General features: G+C 45.6%; 14 protein-coding genes and 2 pseudogenes. 10 read left to right on the forward strand and 6 right to left on the reverse strand.

The features are described 5' to 3' along the window. Window positions 1–21: 21 nt before the first annotated feature. The 5 genes and pseudogenes from HRE53_RS21290 to cynS all read left to right on the forward strand — a co-directional run bounded on the left by HRE53_RS21290 (window position 22) and on the right by cynS (window position 5,018). Window positions 22–801 (forward strand): response regulator, encoded by a 780-nt coding sequence (locus HRE53_RS21290; RefSeq protein ID WP_235107840.1) that lies wholly within the window; start codon window positions 22–24, stop codon window positions 799–801. Between the two features lie 495 nt (window positions 802–1,296). Beyond that, window positions 1,297–2,789: pseudogene (locus tag HRE53_RS21295) on the forward strand (CmpA/NrtA family ABC transporter substrate-binding protein). Between the two features lie 53 nt (window positions 2,790–2,842). After that, on the forward strand, window positions 2,843–3,640 hold the full coding sequence (ntrB, locus tag HRE53_RS21300) for a nitrate ABC transporter permease (protein WP_396133463.1): 798 nt from the start codon (window positions 2,843–2,845) through the stop codon (window positions 3,638–3,640). Further along, window positions 3,637–4,512, forward strand: coding sequence for an ABC transporter ATP-binding protein (locus HRE53_RS21305; RefSeq protein ID WP_235107841.1), 876 nt, complete (start codon window positions 3,637–3,639; stop codon window positions 4,510–4,512). The genes ntrB and HRE53_RS21305 overlap by 4 nt, the downstream gene beginning before the upstream one ends. Window positions 4,513–4,574: 62 nt before the next feature. Next, entirely contained in the window at window positions 4,575–5,018 is a 444-nt protein-coding gene (gene cynS, locus HRE53_RS21310) for a cyanase (RefSeq protein WP_235107842.1), read from the forward strand. A 5-nt stretch (window positions 5,019–5,023) separates the two neighbouring features. On the opposite strand, the gene purB is transcribed toward cynS, so the two are convergent. Together purB and HRE53_RS21320 are read right to left on the reverse strand one after the other, a co-directional pair. Then, entirely contained in the window at window positions 5,024–6,319 is a 1,296-nt protein-coding gene (gene purB, locus HRE53_RS21315) for an adenylosuccinate lyase (protein ID WP_235107843.1), read from the reverse strand. 122 nt (window positions 6,320–6,441) lie between these two features. Further along, on the reverse strand, window positions 6,442–6,930 hold the full coding sequence (locus tag HRE53_RS21320) for a hypothetical protein (protein WP_235107844.1): 489 nt from the start codon (window positions 6,928–6,930) through the stop codon (window positions 6,442–6,444). Between the two features lie 338 nt (window positions 6,931–7,268). Between HRE53_RS21320 and HRE53_RS21325 the strand changes: the two genes are divergently transcribed. From HRE53_RS21325 to HRE53_RS21335, 3 genes are all read left to right on the forward strand, one after another. Continuing rightward, the gene (locus HRE53_RS21325; protein ID WP_212665213.1) at window positions 7,269–7,823 is read left to right on the forward strand and encodes a 2OG-Fe(II) oxygenase; all 555 of its coding nucleotides are present in this window, start codon (window positions 7,269–7,271) and stop codon (window positions 7,821–7,823) included. Window positions 7,824–8,208: 385 nt separating this feature from the next. Continuing rightward, entirely contained in the window at window positions 8,209–9,648 is a 1,440-nt protein-coding gene (locus tag HRE53_RS21330) for a TldD/PmbA family protein (RefSeq protein ID WP_235107845.1), read from the forward strand. Continuing rightward, entirely contained in the window at window positions 9,645–11,009 is a 1,365-nt protein-coding gene (locus HRE53_RS21335; RefSeq protein ID WP_235107846.1) for a TldD/PmbA family protein, read from the forward strand. The genes HRE53_RS21330 and HRE53_RS21335 overlap by 4 nt, the downstream gene beginning before the upstream one ends. A gap of 286 nt (window positions 11,010–11,295) precedes the next feature. On the opposite strand, the gene HRE53_RS21340 is transcribed toward HRE53_RS21335, so the two are convergent. Beyond that, the gene (locus HRE53_RS21340; protein WP_235107847.1) at window positions 11,296–11,508 is read right to left on the reverse strand and encodes a type II toxin-antitoxin system HicB family antitoxin; all 213 of its coding nucleotides are present in this window, start codon (window positions 11,506–11,508) and stop codon (window positions 11,296–11,298) included. Next, window positions 11,508–11,693: a type II toxin-antitoxin system HicA family toxin gene (locus HRE53_RS21345; protein ID WP_235107848.1), complete on the reverse strand. Its 186-nt coding sequence runs from the start codon at window positions 11,691–11,693 to the stop codon at window positions 11,508–11,510. The genes HRE53_RS21340 and HRE53_RS21345 overlap by 1 nt, the downstream gene beginning before the upstream one ends. A gap of 345 nt (window positions 11,694–12,038) precedes the next feature. Here HRE53_RS21345 and HRE53_RS21350 point away from each other — a divergent pair. Further along, window positions 12,039–12,287: pseudogene (locus tag HRE53_RS21350) on the forward strand (metallopeptidase TldD-related protein); the annotation flags it as partial. 490 nt (window positions 12,288–12,777) lie between these two features. Here HRE53_RS21350 and HRE53_RS21355 read toward each other — a convergent pair. Both HRE53_RS21355 and HRE53_RS21360 read right to left on the reverse strand, forming a co-directional pair. Then, the gene (locus HRE53_RS21355) at window positions 12,778–14,466 is read right to left on the reverse strand and encodes a DUF262 domain-containing protein (protein ID WP_235107850.1); all 1,689 of its coding nucleotides are present in this window, start codon (window positions 14,464–14,466) and stop codon (window positions 12,778–12,780) included. Window positions 14,467–14,924: 458 nt separating this feature from the next. After that, complete coding sequence (locus HRE53_RS21360; RefSeq protein ID WP_235107851.1) at window positions 14,925–16,268, reverse strand: cytochrome P450; 1,344 nt, start codon at window positions 16,266–16,268, stop codon at window positions 14,925–14,927. A 429-nt stretch (window positions 16,269–16,697) separates the two neighbouring features. On the opposite strand from HRE53_RS21360, the gene HRE53_RS21365 reads away from it, so the two are divergent. Beyond that, window positions 16,698–19,433 (forward strand): EAL domain-containing protein, encoded by a 2,736-nt coding sequence (locus HRE53_RS21365; RefSeq protein ID WP_235107852.1) that lies wholly within the window; start codon window positions 16,698–16,700, stop codon window positions 19,431–19,433. The last annotated feature ends 89 nt before the right edge of the window (window positions 19,434–19,522 follow it).

Raw genomic sequence — 19,522 nt, forward strand, 5'->3', positions numbered from 1 at the left:
TCCCTAAGGGGTATAGCCATCATGCATAAAGTCCTCATCATTGAAGATGAAACGCAAACTCGCAATTTATTTTTGAATTGCCTGAAGTTTGAAGGGTTTGAAGCCCTTGGCGCTGATAATGGGGCGTTGGGGGTCCAACTCGCCCAACAACATCATCCTGAACTAATCGTTTGCGACATTATGATGCCGGATATGGATGGGTATCAGGTGCTATCTACATTGCGGCAACATCCCGTCACATCGACCATACCGTTTATTTTCCTAACGGCTAAAGTGACAATGCCAGAATTACGGCAGGGTATGACTTTAGGGGCTGATGATTATTTAACTAAGCCCTGTACGATTGATGATTTTTTGACTGCGATCGCAACCCGTCTCCAAAGACAGGCAGAGCTGCAACATCAGCCTGCCTCTGATTCTCAATCTGCCGTCGACCTATCCGGATTAGAGCGAATCTTCCCCAATTGTCCCAAACTGAATTCTGTCTTCGACTTTATTGAAGCGAACTACCACCAACCCTTACACCTCAAAGATGTGGCAAAAGTAGCCGGGTATTCTCCAGCCTATCTCACCCACCTGATGCAAACTCAAACAGGTCGCACCTTCAAACAGTGGCTTGTGGAGCGACGGATGAGTGAAGCTCGGATTCTATTGCTGCAGACCAAACAGTCCATTAAAAAAATAGCTATTTCCCTCGGGTACGCAGATCCGGGCTATTTCAACCGCCAATTTCGGCAACATCATGGCGCTTCCCCCCACGGGTGGCGGCGACAATCCCATATTGAGTCCTCTTTGATCTAAACAAAGATCTAAAGAAAATCCTATTGACTTCTAAAGTATGTCCACATTTTAGATCTAGGTTCATTGGTAAGCTCATAGATAAGCCGTAAAACCAGGCGTTAAATATTAGTAAATCTCTCTTTTTTGCCAAAAAATATATAGAAAATATGAATTAAAATCTTCGATATTTGTGATTTTAGTTCATTCTCCCTATTTGCCTGAAATGTATGTAAATAGGGAATTTTTTGATTTTTATATTCATGGAATTAAATATTTTTTCTTTAAATTTATTTAAGGTATCAATCATTACAAAAAAAATATTTTCAGGTGATTTAATTTAGAATTATTCAACGACTGGGTTTAAAACAACCATGGTGGTAGCAACAACCAATAATCCCCCCCTCAAAATGGAACAACCTAAAGGCTCAGCGAGAGAGTGTTAATCAAGGTCCTCCCATCTGTCAAACCTGTGGAGGGGTACACTTCACCCGAGATCACTGGCAACACCTAGAAACCATGCCCAGCGATCCAGTGGAAATGATTGATGATCTAGTGAAAATGGGCTTGTATAAGCCGGATGCTTTTACCATTGCCCAATCCATCAGCCACGCAGAACTCCGCAAGCAATTATTCTTAAAATCAGCCTGTAAAGGAGACTCCAAAAGAGAGCGATTAGTCGGTGACTTAATCCAATTGGCAGGCGGGCTAGATCAGGCTTTTGCGGCTGCCTTTGGACCGAAAGCCGGAGAATTTTTTCGGGATGCCCAACGAACCAGTAGCGTTACCCGCCGAGAATTTTTGCGAAATATAGCGGTAGGGGCTGCTCTAGTCTCCCTCACTAACTGTGCCCCTGGAGGAGATAAGCCCGATATTGGGGACACCAATGTAGACCCAGACTTAACGGCCAAGTTGGAAAAGAAAGACTTAAAAATTGGCTTTATTCCCATTACCTGTGCCACGCCGATTATTATGTCGGAACCCCTAGGGTTTTATAAAAAGCACGGCATGAGTGCCAAAGTGGTCAAAATGCCGAGTTGGGGGGGGCGGTGCGAGATTCTGCGATCGCAGGTGAACTTGATGCGTATCACATGCTCGCTCCCATGCCGATTGCCATGACCTTGGGCTTAGGCTCCAGTGCCTTTGGGGTCAAGCTTGCCAGTATCGAAAATATCAACGGCCAAGCGATTACGGTTTCTAATCGTCACAAAGGCAAGGTCAAAGGCCCAGCCGATTTCAAGGGGTTTATCCTTGGAGTACCCTTTCCCTATTCCATGCATAACCTCCTGCTACGCTACTACCTCGCAACAGGTGGACTTGACCCCGACAAAGATGTTCAGATCCGTCCTGTCCCTCCCCCTGACAGCATTGCCCAGTTAGTGGCGGGGGATATTGATGGCTACTTGATGCCCGACCCCTTTAATCAGCGAGCCGTATTTGAGGGAGAGGGATTTATTCATAAGTTGACAAAGGATTTATGGCCCAATCATCCCTGCTGTGCCTTTGCCGCTAGTGATGAATGGATTAGTGAAAATCCCAATACCTTCCGCGCCTTGAATAAATCCATTATTGAGGCTGCTGGGTATGCCAGCCAGCAAAGTAATCGCCCTGAAATTGCCAAAGCGATCTCTTCTCGGGCCTTCCTCAATCAACCGACAGAAGTAGTGGAAGCAGTTTTAACGGGCAAATTTGATGATGGCAACGGCCAAACTTTGGATATCCCGGATCGAATCGATTTTGACCCCTATCCCTGGCAAAGCTTTGCCAACTGGATTTCCTCCCAACTCGTGCGTTGGGACTTGCAAGGGGATGGAAAAGCCAAAACAGCCATTGATGGCAAGTATGACGAAGTGGGTAAAGATGTTTTCCTCACGGATATTGCTCGCGAACTAGCAACAGAGCTAGGGCAGACTCCTCCCGAAGAAATCTATAAAACCGAAACCTTAGCCTTTGACGAATTTGATCCGGCAAATCCCGCCCAATACGTGGAAGAGCAAATCAAAAAAATATAATGTTTAATTCAAAAAAATAATGGCTGTTAGTCCGCATCAACGCCCCCAAAAAGCTGCCCACCCCAGGCCTTTCTGAAAACGTTCAGGCCCTCTTGATTTCTCTTCTATCCCTGGGGCTATTTCTAGTCTTTTGGGAGGTGGGAGCCAATGCCAAGATCTTTTCCAAGGGCATGCCCAATGCCACGGAGACCATTGGCGAACTGTGGTTTTGGATCTCAGATCCCTTCTTTGACAATGGTCCTAATGATTTAGGAATTGGCTGGAATTTGCTGACCAGTCTGCGTCGGGTGGCGATTGGCTATACCTTGGCCTCCATCATTGCTGTTCCTCTCGGGATCTTGTTGGGGATGTCACGAGTTGCCGCAAAGGCCTTTAATCCTTTTGTGCAGCTGCTTAAGCCCGTTTCTCCCTTAGCCTGGTTACCCTTGGGACTCTATATTTTTCGTAATTCCGAAAATACAGGCGTTTTTATTATCCTGATTAGCAGTATTTGGCCAACCCTGGTGAATACCGTATTTGGGGTTGCCAATGTCAGCCCTGAGTATTTGGATGTCTCGAAAACCTTAGGAGCGTCTAAACTGCGGACCGTCTTCAAGGTGATTATCCCTGCAGCTTTACCCAATATTATTTCCGGTCTGCGCATTAGTATGGGCATTGCTTGGCTGGTGATTGTTGCTGCCGAGATGTTGCTTGGCTCTGGGGTAGGCTATTTCGTCTGGAATGAATGGAATAACCTGTCGATTGCCAATATTTTGGTGGCCATTTTTATCATTGGCCTTGTAGGCATTATCTTGGACCAAATCTTTGCGTTTCTAGAAAATTTAGTCTCCTTTGGGCGGCAAACATCATGATCACTTCTTCTCCGGTTGATATGGAAACGTCCACCAGCGTCCAACTGAGTTTGCGGGATGTCTCTAAAGTCTTTCCGGCCAAAGGGGGAATGCTATTCTCCAAGCGCGAGGCGACCTCGAGCTTTGTCGCCATTGAAGACATCAGTTTAGACATCGAGCACAACACCTTTGTCACCATTATTGGGCCATCGGGCTGTGGCAAATCCACCCTTCTCAATATCATCGCTGGTCTGAGTACGGCAACGTCTGGCTCGGTTGATCTGGATGGCCAACCCATCCTTGGTCCAGGTCCTGATCGAGGCATGGTATTCCAAAACTATGCCCTGATGCCGTGGATGACGGTGGAGGAAAATATTCGGTTTGCGGTGGAAACGGTGTACCCCAAGCTGGAAAAACAGCGGCTGAAGGGGATTGTGCTAGAAAATATTGCCCGAGTGGGGTTGGAAGGGGCTGAGAAAAAACACCCCCATGAATTATCGGGCGGGATGCGCCAGCGGGTTGGTATCGCCCGAGCCTTGGCTATCGACCCTAAAATCCTGCTGATGGATGAACCCTTTGGTGCTTTAGATGCCCTAACGAGAGGCTTCCTGCAAGAAGAGGTGGAGCGGATTTGGGAACAGGACCGGAAAACGGTGATTATGATTACCCACAGCATTGAGGAGGCCCTGCTGCTGTCCGATCAGATCGTGATGATGACTCGGGGACCGGCAGCCAAAATTGATGAGGTTTTACAGGTGCCTTTCCCGCGTCCCCGCAACCGTTTAGAGGTGGAGCAACATCCTGCTTACCATGAACTCAAAGCAGAAATGGAAGCCCATCTATACCGAGAAACGCGGTTTGTGGAACAGAACCGGATCAAGGCCAAAGCCTAGCCTTCGCCCCATCCCTATTCAATTTTCGACTGCAAATTTTTTATTTTGGAGACCCCGTTCCTATGGTCATTGCTGACATTACTGAGAAACTTTTAGCGGCAAAGAAAGCCAAAGGCATTTCCTTTGCAGATTTAGAAAAAGTCTTGGGTTGTGATGAAACCTGGATTGCTTCGGTTTTTTATCGTCAGGCTAGTGCCTCTACGGAAGAAGCAGAAAAAATTGTCACGACGTTGGGTTTGCCTATAGAAATGGCTGAACCCCTGACGGTCCCACCCATGAAAGGATCCCTAGAGCCTGTCATCCCCACGGACCCTTTAGTCTATCGATTCTACGAAATCATGCAGGTCTATGGAGTGCCTGTTAAAGCCGTGATTCATGAGAAATTCGGTGATGGCATTATGAGCGCCATCGATTTCTCCATTGAGGTGGATAAGGTAGAAGATCCAAAGGGCGATCGCGTCCAGGTAACCATGTGTGGCAAGTTCTTGCCCTACAAGAAGTGGTAAATCCCTTAGATATCCAATCGCTGATAAACCTGGTCTAGGTTTTGGAGGTGGCGACTGGGGTCAAAGCAGTGATCCAGTTCCTCAGCCGAGAGTCGCTTTTGCACCTGTGGGTCTTGGCTGAGGGCGGCTTTAAAGTCGCCCCCTTCTTTGTTCCAGGCCTGGTGAGCAAGGGTTTGGACAATGGCATAGGCCTCTTCGCGAACCATGCCTTTATCCACTAGCGCCAATAGAACGCTCTGGCTAAAGATAACGCCACCATAGAGGTTCATATTCCGCTTCATATTCTCGGGATAGACCTGTAAGTGCTTCACCAAGTCGGTGATTTCTACCAACATAAAGTGGGTCAAGATAGCTGCATCAGGAATCACGACCCGCTCCGCCGAACTATGAGAAATATCCCGTTCGTGCCAGAGGGCCACATTCTCCAGCCCCGTCATGGCATAGCCGCGAACGACTCGGGCGAGTCCCGTGAGGCGTTCAGATCGAATCGGATTGCGCTTGTGAGGCATGGCCGAAGAACCCTTTTGCCCCTTGGAAAAGAACTCTTCCACTTCCAGCACATCGGTCCGCTGGAGATTGCGAATTTCTACGGCAAATCGTTCGATGGAAGCAGCGACTAAAGCCAAGGCATTCAGATAGAAGGCATGGCGGTCGCGAGAGATGACTTGGGTGGAAGCTGCTTCAGGCTGTAGTCCCAATTTTTGGCAGGTGAGACATTCAATCTGGGGGTCGATATTGGCATAGGTGCCGACCGCCCCAGAGATTTGGCCGACCGCCACTTCTTTTTGCGCTGCGAGCAGGCGATCTCGATGCCGCATCATTTCAGCTAACCATCCCGCCAACTTAAATCCCAGGGTGATCGGCTCAGCATGGATACCGTGGCTACGGCCCACCATTACGGTTTGGCGGTGCTGTTGGGCTTGGTAGCGAATGGCTTGAATCAGGTTTTCGAGTTGGGGTAGCAAGATATCTAAACTAGACACCATCTGCAGGGCAATGGCCGTATCCAACACATCGGAGCTAGTCATGCCCAAATGGATATATCGACCCGCTTCACCTACGTACTCATTGACGTTGGTCAAGAACGCAATCACGTCGTGTTTGACTTCTGCTTCGATTTCTAGAATGCGTTTGACGTCAAAATTGGCTTTGGCTTTGATCGTTGCTACGGCATCAGCAGGAATTTTTCCCAGTTCCGCCTGAGCCTCACAAACGGCAATCTCTACCTGCAACCAGGTTCTGAACTTATTCTCGTCTGTCCACAGATCGCCCATTTCGGGCAAGGTATACCGTTCGATCAATGTACTGCCTAGATTTCAACTGAACTATTGTACGCTGCCTTGCTATTCTCTAGCGGTTTTTAATCTGCAAAGTTAGAGCGAAAGGATTGGAGAAAACCAGAGGGAGGAAGGACGTTCAGTCTTTAACTTAAATTGTTCTGTAATTTAGCGAGTAATTCTGCGTAGGCATCCCTGGTTTCTCGAAAGGTAGTGTCAGAATGAGCGGAACGAAATGCTTTGATAGCTTTCGCTTCGTGCTGGTTCTGCACTGCTTGAATAAATTCAACTGGTACCGAGCGTCCGCTTTTTAGACCCAGATTTGGATGTGCTGGGTTCCATAATCCCCAATCCAGTGTTCGCGGGAAACTTCCCCAACGCTCCCGTTCGTAATTACATACAAATCCTCTGATTCGATCTAGTTCAAGATATCGGCATGACTGACATTTTGAGGGGACATAAACTTTACTGGTGTAGTAGGGCGTATCCACCAAAACAGGATTTGTGGGGCCTTTAATGGGGCAAGGGCCATGATCGAGGGCCAGGTATCCCTGTACTTGCTCTATCGCCCGTGTACACCCGCCCTCAAAGAGATGATCACAACTTCGACATTTTTGGGGAATTGCCCCCCACATGCAATGGCAGTATGGGACGGGGTCAACTGAGCCTGGGACAGTACAACGTGGAAAAGCAGTTCTAAACATTTTTCAGAATCTCTTCTATGCCTATCAACACAGCACTCTTGATGACTTTTTCGCCAATGATCATGATCTGAGTGAAGGAAAATGCTCATCCAATCTAGCAATAGACTTAGGACGTAATCCTAGCCTTTAAAAAGCTCTGTTCAGCTTTGGCTGGTTTGCATCAAAGGGGTAAAATGTCCTGAACTTTGCGGCGGCAGATACGATGTAATTGAATCGTTAGGTTGACGTCTCTCCTTTCTCAAACGAAGCGATTTTTAAGGGGGATTCCCGTGCCCGAGTACAACTGGATTACTGAGCAGATTTCGACCGTTACGGAGTTCTTTACGCCTGCAGAATGCGAGTCGTACATTGACCTAGCCGAATCCATCGGTTTTGAGGACGCGCCTATCAACACGGCGTTTGGCCTTCAATTACGGAAAGATGTGCGTAACAACTCTCGTGTAATCCTTGATGACATCGAACGAGCCGCTGGATTGTTTGAAAAAATTATGGACTATGTTCCTGCCTGTATTGGTGATTGGGATATCTGTGGGGTTAATGAACGGTTCCGTATCTATCGCTATGATGTGGGCCAACAGTTTGATTGGCATTACGATGGGTATTTTGAACGAAACAAGGATGAGCGTAGTCAACTAACGTTTATGGTCTATCTCAATGATGGTTTTACTGGGGGTGAAACAACCCTCGAATCCATAGAGATCAAACCTCAGCAAGGTCTGGCATTGTTTTTTGTGCACCAGATATGTCATAAAGGTCAATCGGTTATAGATGGCAGAAAGTATGTTCTTAGAACCGATGTCATGTACCGACGTTTAAACGCATGAGTATGGTGTGAATCAAAGCGATACAAAGCATGTTGGATTACTTGCCAGTTTTTGCATCAACAGCTTATACCTGATCATTAGTTCTGAAGCTCAATTAAACTACAGAATGTTGTTTATGGATCTCTTTAAGAGCCTCACAGACACTGGATTATAGGTGAATCTAGTGGGTGCTTGTGAGAAATTCAGGAAGATAGGCAATGAGTTTAAATTGGGAAAATAAAGTTGCTTCTCAGGTGGCTTCCACATATAGGCTGATTTAACGCTTCACAATTTGTTCTGTGGAAAACCGATGATGAACCAACACTCATTTTAAGAAGAGCTGTTGTGCTCTCTTAGGAAACGTTAGACTAGCGCTTACGCACCTTATTTATCGAGCAATATAGATATGAAGTTTGACCTTCATCAGGCTCTCAATACCTTAGATATCAACGCTGATTGGGTGGGCCTCCGTCAGGTGAATGAGAAAACCACCACCCATGCTGTTCGAGACGGGCGACCCCAAAGTAACGGTCGTGATTTTACCCAGGGCGTCATGGTGGAAGTCCTCGCCCAAGGTCAGTTTGGCTATGCTGCCACCAACCGTTTAGACCCAGCCAGTTTGCAGGTGGCAGCAGAGCAGGCGTATCAGCAAGCGATCGCAACCTCTAAATGGGCGGTTCACTCCTTCACCCCAGAGGTGCGTCCTAAAGCCGTGGGCCAATACCAATCTCCCTTTCAGCAGCCCCTAGATTTGATCAGCGTTGCCGATCAGCTGGATCTATTGGTAAAAGTCTGTGACACCCTCCAGGTCTCCGACCAAATTGTTAAAACCAGCGCTTTTACCCAAACCTTAGAAACTGAACAAATTTTCGTTAGCAGTAACGGCACGGATACCCACCAAACTTTTGGGTTTGTAATCACTAACTATGAAGCCACGGCCCAAGACGGCAGCGTTATCCAAAAGCGCACCGACAATGGTCCCTTAGCCCGCTGCTATCAGGCGGGTTCTGAAGTGTTTGATCCAGACCAGGTGCTCACCCGCGCCCACCAAGTAGGGGAGCAGGCTATTGCCCTGTTAGCAGCCGAAGATTGTCCCACTGCCACCACCACCTTGGTGCTCGCACCGGATCAAATGATGCTGCAAATTCATGAGAGTGTTGGCCATCCCCTAGAGTTGGATCGAATCCTCGGAGATGAGCGCAATTACGCCGGGTCTAGCTTTGTGAAGCTTTCTGACTTTGGCCATTTGGTTTATGGTTCACCATTGATGAACATTACCTTTGACCCCACGGTTCCCGGTGAGTTTGCGGGCTATGCCTTTGATGATGCCGGGATGCCCGCCCAGCGAGAATATCTGATTAAAGAAGGCTTGCTTTTGCGTGGGCTGGGGAGTTTAGAAAGTCAGGCTAGAGCCAAGGTGCCGGGAGTCGCTAACTTCCGGGCTCGTTCTTGGAATCGGGCACCGATTGACCGGATGGCCAATCTAAACCTGGAACCAGGCCAATCCTCCTTTGACGCCATGATCGGCAATATCGAATCCGGGGTGTATATGGAGGCCAATCGCTCCTGGTCTATTGATGACTACCGCAATAAGTTCCAGTTTGGCTGTGAGTATGCCCGCCTGATCGAAAATGGCAAGCTCACTAAAGTCTTACGGAACCCCAACTATCGAGGCATCACTAATCAGTTCTGGGGGAACTTGGCACAAGTGGGCGATTCCAGTACCTTTGCCATGTATGGCACCCCCTACTGTGGCAAGGGTGAACCCAATCAATGTATCCGGGTCGGTCATGCCTCCCCCACCTGTGCATTCAAAGAGATCGAAGTATTTGGAGGAGCCGCATGAGCACCAGTGTCGCAACCAACCCCACCGAGACCCTGGCGGCTTGGGAATCTACCTTTAATCAGCTTGCCGATCTACTGTTGGATAACTTGCAAGCGGGAGAACATCTCTCCATTGAGCTGGGGGGTGAACAAAGCCACTTTATGCGCCTAAATGCCGGAAAAGTTCGGCAGTCGGGTCTAGTGACCGATGCCAGTATCAATATCCGCTTGATTGCCAACCAGCGTACGGCCTATGCAGGTTTCCCCTTTACAGGGGATCTGTCAATGGACAGTGCCTTAGCCCTGGAGCAGCTCCAGCAACTGCGCCAAGACATACCCCAACTGCCGGAAGACCCCTATATTGTCCTACCGGAAAACTATGGTTCTAGTCGGGAAGCTTATTCTGGCCAGTTACTCGCTGCCGATCAAGTCTCTGCTGCTCTGTTACCTGCCGTGCAAGGGGTAGATTTTACGGGTATTTATGCCTCGGGTCCCATCGTCCGGGCTAATCGCAACTCTGCAGGCCAGCAACATTGGTTCGCCACGGAAACCTTTGTGCTCGATTATTCGTTAATTGCCCCTTCCGAAAAGGCTGTTAAAGCAACTCTGGCGGGCCAAACTTGGGACCAAACAGCCTACACAGACCAAATCCAGCAGTCCATCACTCAGCTTCAAGTGCTAGATCGACCCGTTAAGGTGATTGAGCCGGGTCAATATCGCACCTATTTTGCCCCCGCTGCTACTGCAGAGTTGATAGGTATGCTGTCTTGGGGCGGAGTGAGTGAAGCGTCCATGCAGCAGGGCGGCAGTTCCCTGGCCAAATTACGAGAGGGCAAGTCCCTGTCCCCCCATTTGACCTTGAAGGAAAACTTCAGCTTGGGATTGGTGCCTCGATTCAACAGCTTAGGTGAGGTCGCTCCAGAAGAAGTGCCGCTGCTAGTAGATGGTCAGCTTGTTAATACCCTAGTGAATGCGCGCACGGCTAAGGAATATCAGGTCAAAAGTAATGCCGCTAGTGGTCATGAGGGCATGCGATCGCCCGAGGTATTGCCTGGTTCTCTAAGCACGGCAGAGATCTTGGCTCAGCTGGGAACGGGGTTATACCTATCTAATTTGCATTACCTGAACTGGAGCGATCGCACCGGTGGACGGATCACGGGGATGACTCGCTATGCCTGCTTTTGGGTGGAACAGGGAGAAATTATTGCACCTATTAAAGATCTGCGGTTTGATGACAGTCTCTATGAATTTTTAGGTAGGAAGTTAGAAAATCTTACGGATACCCAGGAATTTATTCCCTGTGTAGACACCTATGGTGCTCGCTCCTTGGGCGGCTCCCTGGTGCCAGGATTACTGGTCAATGACTTTACATTTACCTTGTGATAAGGAATGAGTAGCTGCTCTCAGCCTGACACTGATGTACATTCCTAAGCTATTTGTCCGTTTCCCAGAATTAATGTCGGATAAGTGCTGAATGCCTTATAGCTGGCAGTCTAGACTGATTGACAATCCCTTTTCTATGGGGCTTACATCACAGGAATTGAGTAATGCTGTGTAATTTGTGATGATCCTTAGCCAACTTTAGTGTGATGGATAGGCTCACTGGAGTGAGGAAATAGACACCAAGAATACAGTAGCTGTGTAAATCGAGCGTTTGGAGTAGTGCTTGTTAGGCAGCAACTTCTATATAAGTCGATGAGGTGGATGGTTTGGGGATCTTATACCCTTCTAACTTCAGTCCATCCAAATGAAACTCGATAGCTTCACGCATATTTTGTTCAACCTCTTCGTAGGTTAATCCAGTTGAAACACATCCAGGTAAATCAGGTGAATAAGCTGAATATCCAGTCTTTGTCTTTTCAATTATGGTGAGATAACGCATTACTTTAAGCCTGCTTGTTTTAAGATACTATTCAAAGTCCCTGGTGCAAGATCATCACTCGGTTTTCCTGAAACGGTTACTAACCCAGTCTTTAGAGAATGCTTATACTGACGATGACTACCTTTCGTTCGAGCTAAGTACCAACCATCATCCTCAATCAGTTTAATCACTTCTTTGACTTTCATATTTCGATCATATCTAAGTACCGATTAATTACGCTAGCTACTTCTCATGGGCCTTCTGGATTTCGCCTAACACTAAGGATAACTGAGTGCAAATGAGTGGTTATTCATTTCCAAAACGCGAACCAATCGGCATTTCGGTTCATCTATTAGGTATCAGCCGTATCCTGTTTAGATTGTCATGCGTTACCCAATAATTCATCCATCGTCGGAATGTCATCGTTTTGTCGTTTCCAACCTAGAACAATGACAGATTCCATTGTTGTAACAGTTTTTTTATCTGGCACAAATCCCAGAGCGTTCCACACAGCAAACGCAGTAGCCCCACAAACTTATCTGAACTGAAGAGATCGCACTGGCGGACGAATCACGGGGATGACCTGCTATGCTTGCTTTTGGGTGGAGCAGGGTGAGATTATTGCACCTATTAAAGATCTGCGGTTTGAAGACAGTCTCTATGGATTTTTAGGTGCAAAGTTAGAGAACCTCACCGATACTCAGGAATTTATTCCCTGTGTAGACACCTATGGCGCTCGCTCCTTGGATGGCTCTCGGATGCCAGGATTATTGGTCAACGACTTTACATTTACCCTGTAAACAAGAATGAGTAGCTGAGTTTAGTCCGATATTGATGTACATTTCTGAGTTATTTGTCTGTTTTCCAGAATTAATGTCGGAAAATTTCTGAATACCCTACAAGTAGCTGGCTAAATTTATTGATAATCCCTTCTCTATGGGGCTTACATCCTACATTTCGCAGGTAGTTTGAATTCTATGCAACCCATTCTAGGAATGAGTTTCAGACAAAATAGCAGAATAAACTCGCATCGCAATTATCATTAGAACTCAGCTAATGATAATGCCTGACGCCTCAAAGGCTGATTCTGCGTTAGCTCCCAAATTTTGGAATTTAACTCACTGTACTTGTCAAGAGCTATAAATCATCAAATCACCCAAATAAACCTATTTTCTGATTTTGAGCAGTGTTTTGAACATTATTTAATGTAAATCAAGCTACTTTTAAGTCTCTTTTCGACGTTTATCGCACCTGCGAAAAGTAGGTTACATCACAAATTACAGCAATGCGTTATGCCATTTCAATTTTCCAGACTTCTAGAGCTTTCGCAGCTAGCTGCCTTTGCCGTTCTTCTATGCTTTCTTTTGTCCATTCATCTAGTGAGGCGATGGTATGAGTAAATTCGAATTCTGCGTGTTGTGAGAAAAGCTCTTTCTTCTTTTCGTCGAAGCTTTTAGATCCAACTCTCCGATTTTTTTCCTTTGATACTAAAGCCATATTTCCCAATGAGTTAACGTAATAGCTTCGGGACTCAGAAGGAATTCCTGTATACTCTTCATTCCAGTGTTGATTGACATTTTTGGGCATGATATGCTCTAAATTCACTTTTTCTGGGTCAGAATTAACTACTTTTTCTTGTCCACTTGCATGATTCTCAATTTCGATAAGTAAGTATCGCGCTCGTTTTGTATCTGAAAGTGACTTGGAAATAAAGGAGTTATAGAACTCATCATCACCTGGGTAAATAGTCTTAAGGTGATTGAAAGCATGTGATGCTTTTGTATAATCACCAGCTCTAATCTTCTTAGGGATTTCAGAATAGTAATTTGAAGATACACCTGTTCTTCCTTCACATATCAGGTTGTACCGAACTGCCATTACGACCATTAGCCAAGCTAATTTCGCAAACTCAGCGGGGGGAAATTTTTCAGATGCTGCTATTAAAACAGGCAAACTTTGTTGTGAATCTAATACTCGCAGAGAAAGAATGTACTTTTTAGTCTTTGCTTCGTGTTCATCCCAAAAGGGACTATCAGGATTTTGAAGGGCTGAATATACTCTAGCGGAATTCGCGAGCTCATTTGCAAAACTAACAGCAGCGTTAGCGCTATCTATTTGATCCCTAATTACTCTAAACAAACCAGTTTTTGAGCTTCGGCCATATTTAGAAGACCAGAAATGCGATAAGAACCTGTTTTTAGGGTCGATTTCATGGAGTTTTTCTTTTACTACACCCCATTCCTCTTTGACTTCTGACAAGTATGATTTTGATTTAGAGAATAGATGGTTTTTCAAGAGATCCATAGTATCGAGGCTTTTTCCTCGATCATTTAAAGTCTCAAATATTACGTAAGCATCGGCCTCATCTTGAACGGTTAGAACTAGTATTTTTACCTTCTCATAAAGGTAATTATGTAATTCCAGTAATTTTTCTGTTTTATCACCTATATGCTCATCAACAAGCTCCCATAACGTGAGAATTGATTGCAGCAATAAGTAATTTGAGTTTTTCTTTAGGTAGGATTTTTGCGCAGTCTTTATCCTGTCTTTAGTAGCATCAGCAATCACATAATCTCTAAATGTTTGATTGTTTTCTTCGTTCATGAAGAACTTTTCTGAAGTCTTTAACGTGATTACATCTTGTTTTCCATAGAATTCGTTTCTAAACCAATCTGCCCTTTCATTATCTCCGTTAAATCTAAATATTCGTCGGATAATGCTTATAAGTATAAGAGCCGTAGTAAGGCGTTGTTGCCCATCAATAACTTCAAGAAATCTATTATCATCTTTTACAACTATTGGCCCAATGAAATATTCGGCTTTCGCATTGTCTATGGCCTCAACAACGTCATCCCATAATTGGGATACTTCGTCTTCAGACCATGCATAACTTCTTTGAAACTCAGGCACTCTTAGAATCTTTGATGTAGCCAAATATTTGCTAATTGGCAGCATTTCAGTTTCTATAAAGTTACCCATTAGTAATTTTCTTTCTCATGACTTTTTTAAGGCACAACTATGGCTGTACGATAGACTGACGTATAACTCTTCTATACAGAATATTAGATGTAAGGTGTCGTAGAACAACCTTCTCAAGAGAATTAGATGTCAATCGTCGTCTAATTCCCCTCATTTAGATATAAAAGCGACACTTTGTCGGATAACATTTCTTTTCATATCCTCAAAGTAACAAGCCCACGGGCAACAACTTTATCAACAACATCGGTAGCTTGGTCACATAAGTAAAATCAGGAAACGACAACCAATTCTGGGAAACTCTAACATATGCTGAGCAGAGATAGCATTGAATCACTAAAATTAGACTTGTGAAGAAAAAATATCAATGAAGGATCACTGCTTTTTTCTGGCAATATTTTTTAGGTTTGAAATTATTACCAGAAAAGTGTCATTTACTTCTGGGATTTACAACTAAACCATTAATCAGACAAGGCTTTGAAGGTCACTTTGAGTCCATCTCGCGGGCGGGGAGAAGGGATAACAACCAAGTCTAGATCTTGGTTTGGTAACAGTTGCCATTCATAATTCTGCAGTAAATGAGCTGCAAATATTTTCATCTCTAGCCGCGCAAACTCTTTGCCTAAGCATTCTCGAATACCTCCACCAAAAGGAACATAGCCATACTTTTGCCGTTCAGTACTCTGTTGAGCCAAGTGATCAGGGCTAAATCGCTCAGGATCGAATTGTTTTGGGTTGGAATAGAAGGCTTGATCTTGGTGGGTACTGCCAATGGAACATTGAACAGACCAGCCTTGGGGAATTTGGTATCCACTCATTTCACAAGTTTTCAGCACCGTGCGAAACACCCCTGCCACAGGTGGGATCAGCCGCATTACCTCCGTCAACACTTGTTCCAAATAGGTCATTTGTTTGAGAACGTCTACCGTCAAAGCCTCTTTAGATTTCCATTGCTGTTGTTCCTGGCGGAGACGAGCGGTAATTTCTGGATGTTGGGCTGTTAGAAGACAGAAAGAGGTAATCGCTGATGTTAAGGTTTCATGCCCAGCAAACAGCATCAGGAGGATCTGGTCCTTGAGTTCATCCTGGCTCAGTCCTTGACCCTGCTCATCCCGCGCTTGCAGTAGTAATCCCAAGGTGTCATTCCCAGGATTTTCCATTGACTGTCGTGCTTGGATGGTCTGCCCTAGCTCTTGTAACAGCAGATCCCGACAGCGTTTGGCTTTACCAAATTTCGTCCAGGGCAACGAAACTGGCAAAGAAAACAACCCCGTACACCAAGTCTCAAAGTATTGTCCTAAAGGCGTTTGGCAGCCATTGTCTTGCCCAATAAAGAGCTTACAGGCCACATCTAAGGTGAAACTACGTAATTCTGGATACCAGGTTAGCGTTTCGGCTTGCTGCCATTTTTCTGTATATTGCTGGGCGATATCACCCATGATTTCCACATAGGTTGATAATGTTCGAGGCTTAAACGCTTGGGCTAGCAATTTGCGACGGTTGCGATGCAGCTCTCCCGTTTGAAGTGCTAAGGATAACGGACCGAGTAATGCTTTGGTCGAAGCGGGCCAACTATTTTCAAAATTCTTGCTTTCATTTCCTAGAATGGTTTGATTGGCTTCTGCCCCATAAATCATCACTGTTGGACGGCCCAGTATATGGGTTTTGAAGATAGCACCGTACAGCTGCTGTCGTTTAGAAACGAAATCAGAATCCTGAAAAAATTGCAATGATTCTCCGATCACGGGTAAGCCTAAACTGCCTGGAGGAAGCGGAAGAGAGTTAGAACGATTAGAAACTGCCATAGGGGTAGATGCAATTAGAACGACGGGGAAAGACGCACTCTACACACTCAGAAAGTGCTCAACACTATGATCTACCGTATACTCAGTAGCCCTACCCTTGCATAAAGGATAGATTTACTGAAAAGATATCTACACTGCCCAAAAAAATATCATCGGGGGAAGAGAAATGTCTCAAAAACGGTGTTTCTGGCTGCGTTAGAACGATATCGTCGCGCCTTTTAAATCAGCCAAAAATTGAGCATATCTCGGTTATACTGCCAACGGCTGAGGGTTTAACATTTTAGATTGAGCTACAACTCTTTCTAACAAGGGATTTGAAGCTCATGAAAAAAGTAAACTTTCAACTCGTTCGGAGTATAAGCTAAATAGCTGACTGCAATAGCGGGCATCCTAAGTAATAGTGTTGTCATCCATTCTGCTCCCTTATTTGTGAGTTTATCTGAGCCCCTATCGATTTTAGAGAATCCTGATGTTTCCATCGCATTAGGAAAACTGATTGTTGCCCTCTCATTAACAACTTCAGAAACGGAAATTTACGCTACAGTGGCATCCTATTTGCCAGAGCTTCTCCCGGCCGTTCGAACCAGTATTGCTTTACTAACGGATGAAGGCAAAAACTTAGAAATATTTGCTCTTAATGGCGCAGAAGGGGTTATTCCCCTAGGCAAAAAAGTGCCTTGCCAAGGGACAGGGTTTGGCTTAGCGGTTCGAACCCGTCAACCCCAGTTTCATTTGGCTAATCCTCAAAGCCCACTTTTAGATATTGCTCAATTATCACAAAAAGGCATCGCTTCTTTTTCTTGTGTACCGCTGATTGTGCATGATCAAGCAATCGGCACAATTGGTGCGGCCTTCTCGGATCCTAAGGTGACGAGTGACCAGATACTCGATCTATTTACTCAAATCTCTTCATTAATTTCCACGCATTTAGAACGGCAAATATTGCTCAAACAAACCCAGGTAGCCATGGAAGGCTATCGGTCACAAGCTGAGCAACTGCAGGTATTGAACGAGATTGCCCGTAAATTATCCGCAGCCATTTCTGACGAGGAAGTCTTTGATGCGATCGCAAAAGCAATCAAGCAAATTATCCCCGTTGAACGCGTCAGCTATGCCATTCCAACCCCAGAATTAAAGGGATTTCGAATTTTTCGATTTACTGGAGATGCTTATTTACCCACGGATATGGTGTTGCCCAAAGAGAAATCAGGCTTGGGGTTTATTTATGATCTGGGCCAACCCTATTTCTTTGCTGAGTTGAGTCAAAGCGATTTTAGCGAACATGCCATGCTCATGGAGGCAGGATTGCGCTGTGGTTGGAGTGTGCCCGTCAACGTCGTTGGTGAGATTACGGGTATTCTCAACGCGGCCTCTTCCAAACAGATCAAAGATGGCAATCAATTATTGTCAATCTTAACGACCTTGGCAGAATTAATGGGCTCAACCTTTGAGCGCATTCGCTTACAAGATCAAGCCGCCGCCGTTCTTCGAGATAGTGAAGAGCAAGTGCGTACCTTTATCGATGGTAGTCCCCTATTGCTGCTGGCCCTTGATGCCAAAGGCATGATCCACCATGTCAGCCATTTTGGGGCCAGTCAACTGGGATATTTAGTAGATCATCTGATCGGTTCCCCGTTTAGTAGCCTCCACCCGGATGACCAGGCTGAACAGATTCAGGCCTACTTACAAACCTTATCCAACCTAGATATTGGCGAGATTCATAGTCGAGAAGCTCAAATGCTGCAAGGGGATGGCACCTTTATTTGGGCTCGTCAAAATGCCCATAGGGTTCATGATCATCAAGGAATTCCCCAACTTTTGCTGGCCTGTGAAGATATTTCTAAGGTGCGTTCCCTCACGGATCAGCTTCACTTTATGGCCCATCATGATGCCTTGACCACTCTCCCCAATCACACCTTATTTCGCCATACCCTAGAAGCCTTAATTGCCAAAACGGCGGATCAACCCACGCCATTTGCCATGCTTTTCATCGATCTAGATGGATTTAAAAAGGTAAATGACAGCTTGAGTCATGCAATTGGGAATGAACTACTCTGTCAGGTGGCTCAACGGCTCCAGGTGGTTGTGACCTCATCAGATACAGTGGCTCGTCTCGGAGGAGATGAATTTGTCGTTTTACTTCCTCAGGCCGTATCACCCGATGAGGCTGCCAAAACGGCTCAAGCCATTCTCACGCAATTACGAACCCCTTTTCAAGTTCAAAACCACGACATCTTTATTGGTGCCAGTATTGGCATTAGCCTCTATCCCGATCAAGGAAAAACCTCCAGTGAGTTGATGAAGCAGGCTGATCTAGCCATGTACCGAGCGAAAGCTCAAGGGCGAAATAATTATCAGTTCTACAGTGCTCAGCTGTCTGCAACCTTGCAGCGCAAGCTAGCCATTGAGCATGCTTTGAGGACCGCAATTGAGAATGATGAACTGCACCTAGTCTTTCAACCCCAGGTCGGACCTGCTGGGCAAATTTTGGGTTTAGAAGCGTTAGTCAGGTGGCATCATCCTACTTTGGGCATTGTTCCTCCCTCGACCTTTATTCCCATCGCCGAAGAAAGTCATCTCATTGCTGCATTGACCGATTGGGTTTTGAAACATAGTCTAGCCACCCTGGTTCCCCTTCGCAGTGCCTACCCTCATCTGTATGTTGCGGTTAATATCTCTGCCCAAGAATTTTTAGCGCCTTGTACGTTAGTCAATCGGGTGAGGAGGGCCTTAGCGGCTCACAAACTACCCGGCTTAGCTTTAGAACTAGAAATTACGGAAAGTGTGTTTCTACATCCGGGAGAAGGTCCGAGTCAATTGCTGACCGCTCTAAAAAATGAGGGGGTTCGAATTGCCATCGATGATTTTGGAACCGGTTTTTCATCCTTGGCTTATTTATTGAATTTGCCCTTCGATACGCTCAAGATTGATCGCACTTTTGTGAACGATATCGACATTGATCCTACGAAGGAAGGGATCATGAAAGGCATTCTAACGATTGCCAATAGCTTAGGGGTAACCTGTGTTGCTGAAGGGATTGAGTCTCTATCTCAGTTGAAGTGTCTGCAAAAATTAGGATGCTCTCACTATCAGGGATATTACTTTCAAGCTGCTACTGCTATCGATCAGCTTCTGCCTTTGATGGATAAAAAATTTCGAGTCTAATACTGAGGCAATCCTAAATTTATTCCCAAAGTTTCATAAACTAATCAAGTTTATGGAAAATCGGGATGTACAAATAAATGATATCCGTT

Origin of the sequence: Acaryochloris sp. 'Moss Beach' (genome assembly GCF_021497025.1) — a bacterium.
GTDB classification, from domain to species: domain Bacteria; phylum Cyanobacteriota; class Cyanobacteriia; order Thermosynechococcales; family Thermosynechococcaceae; genus Acaryochloris; species Acaryochloris marina_A.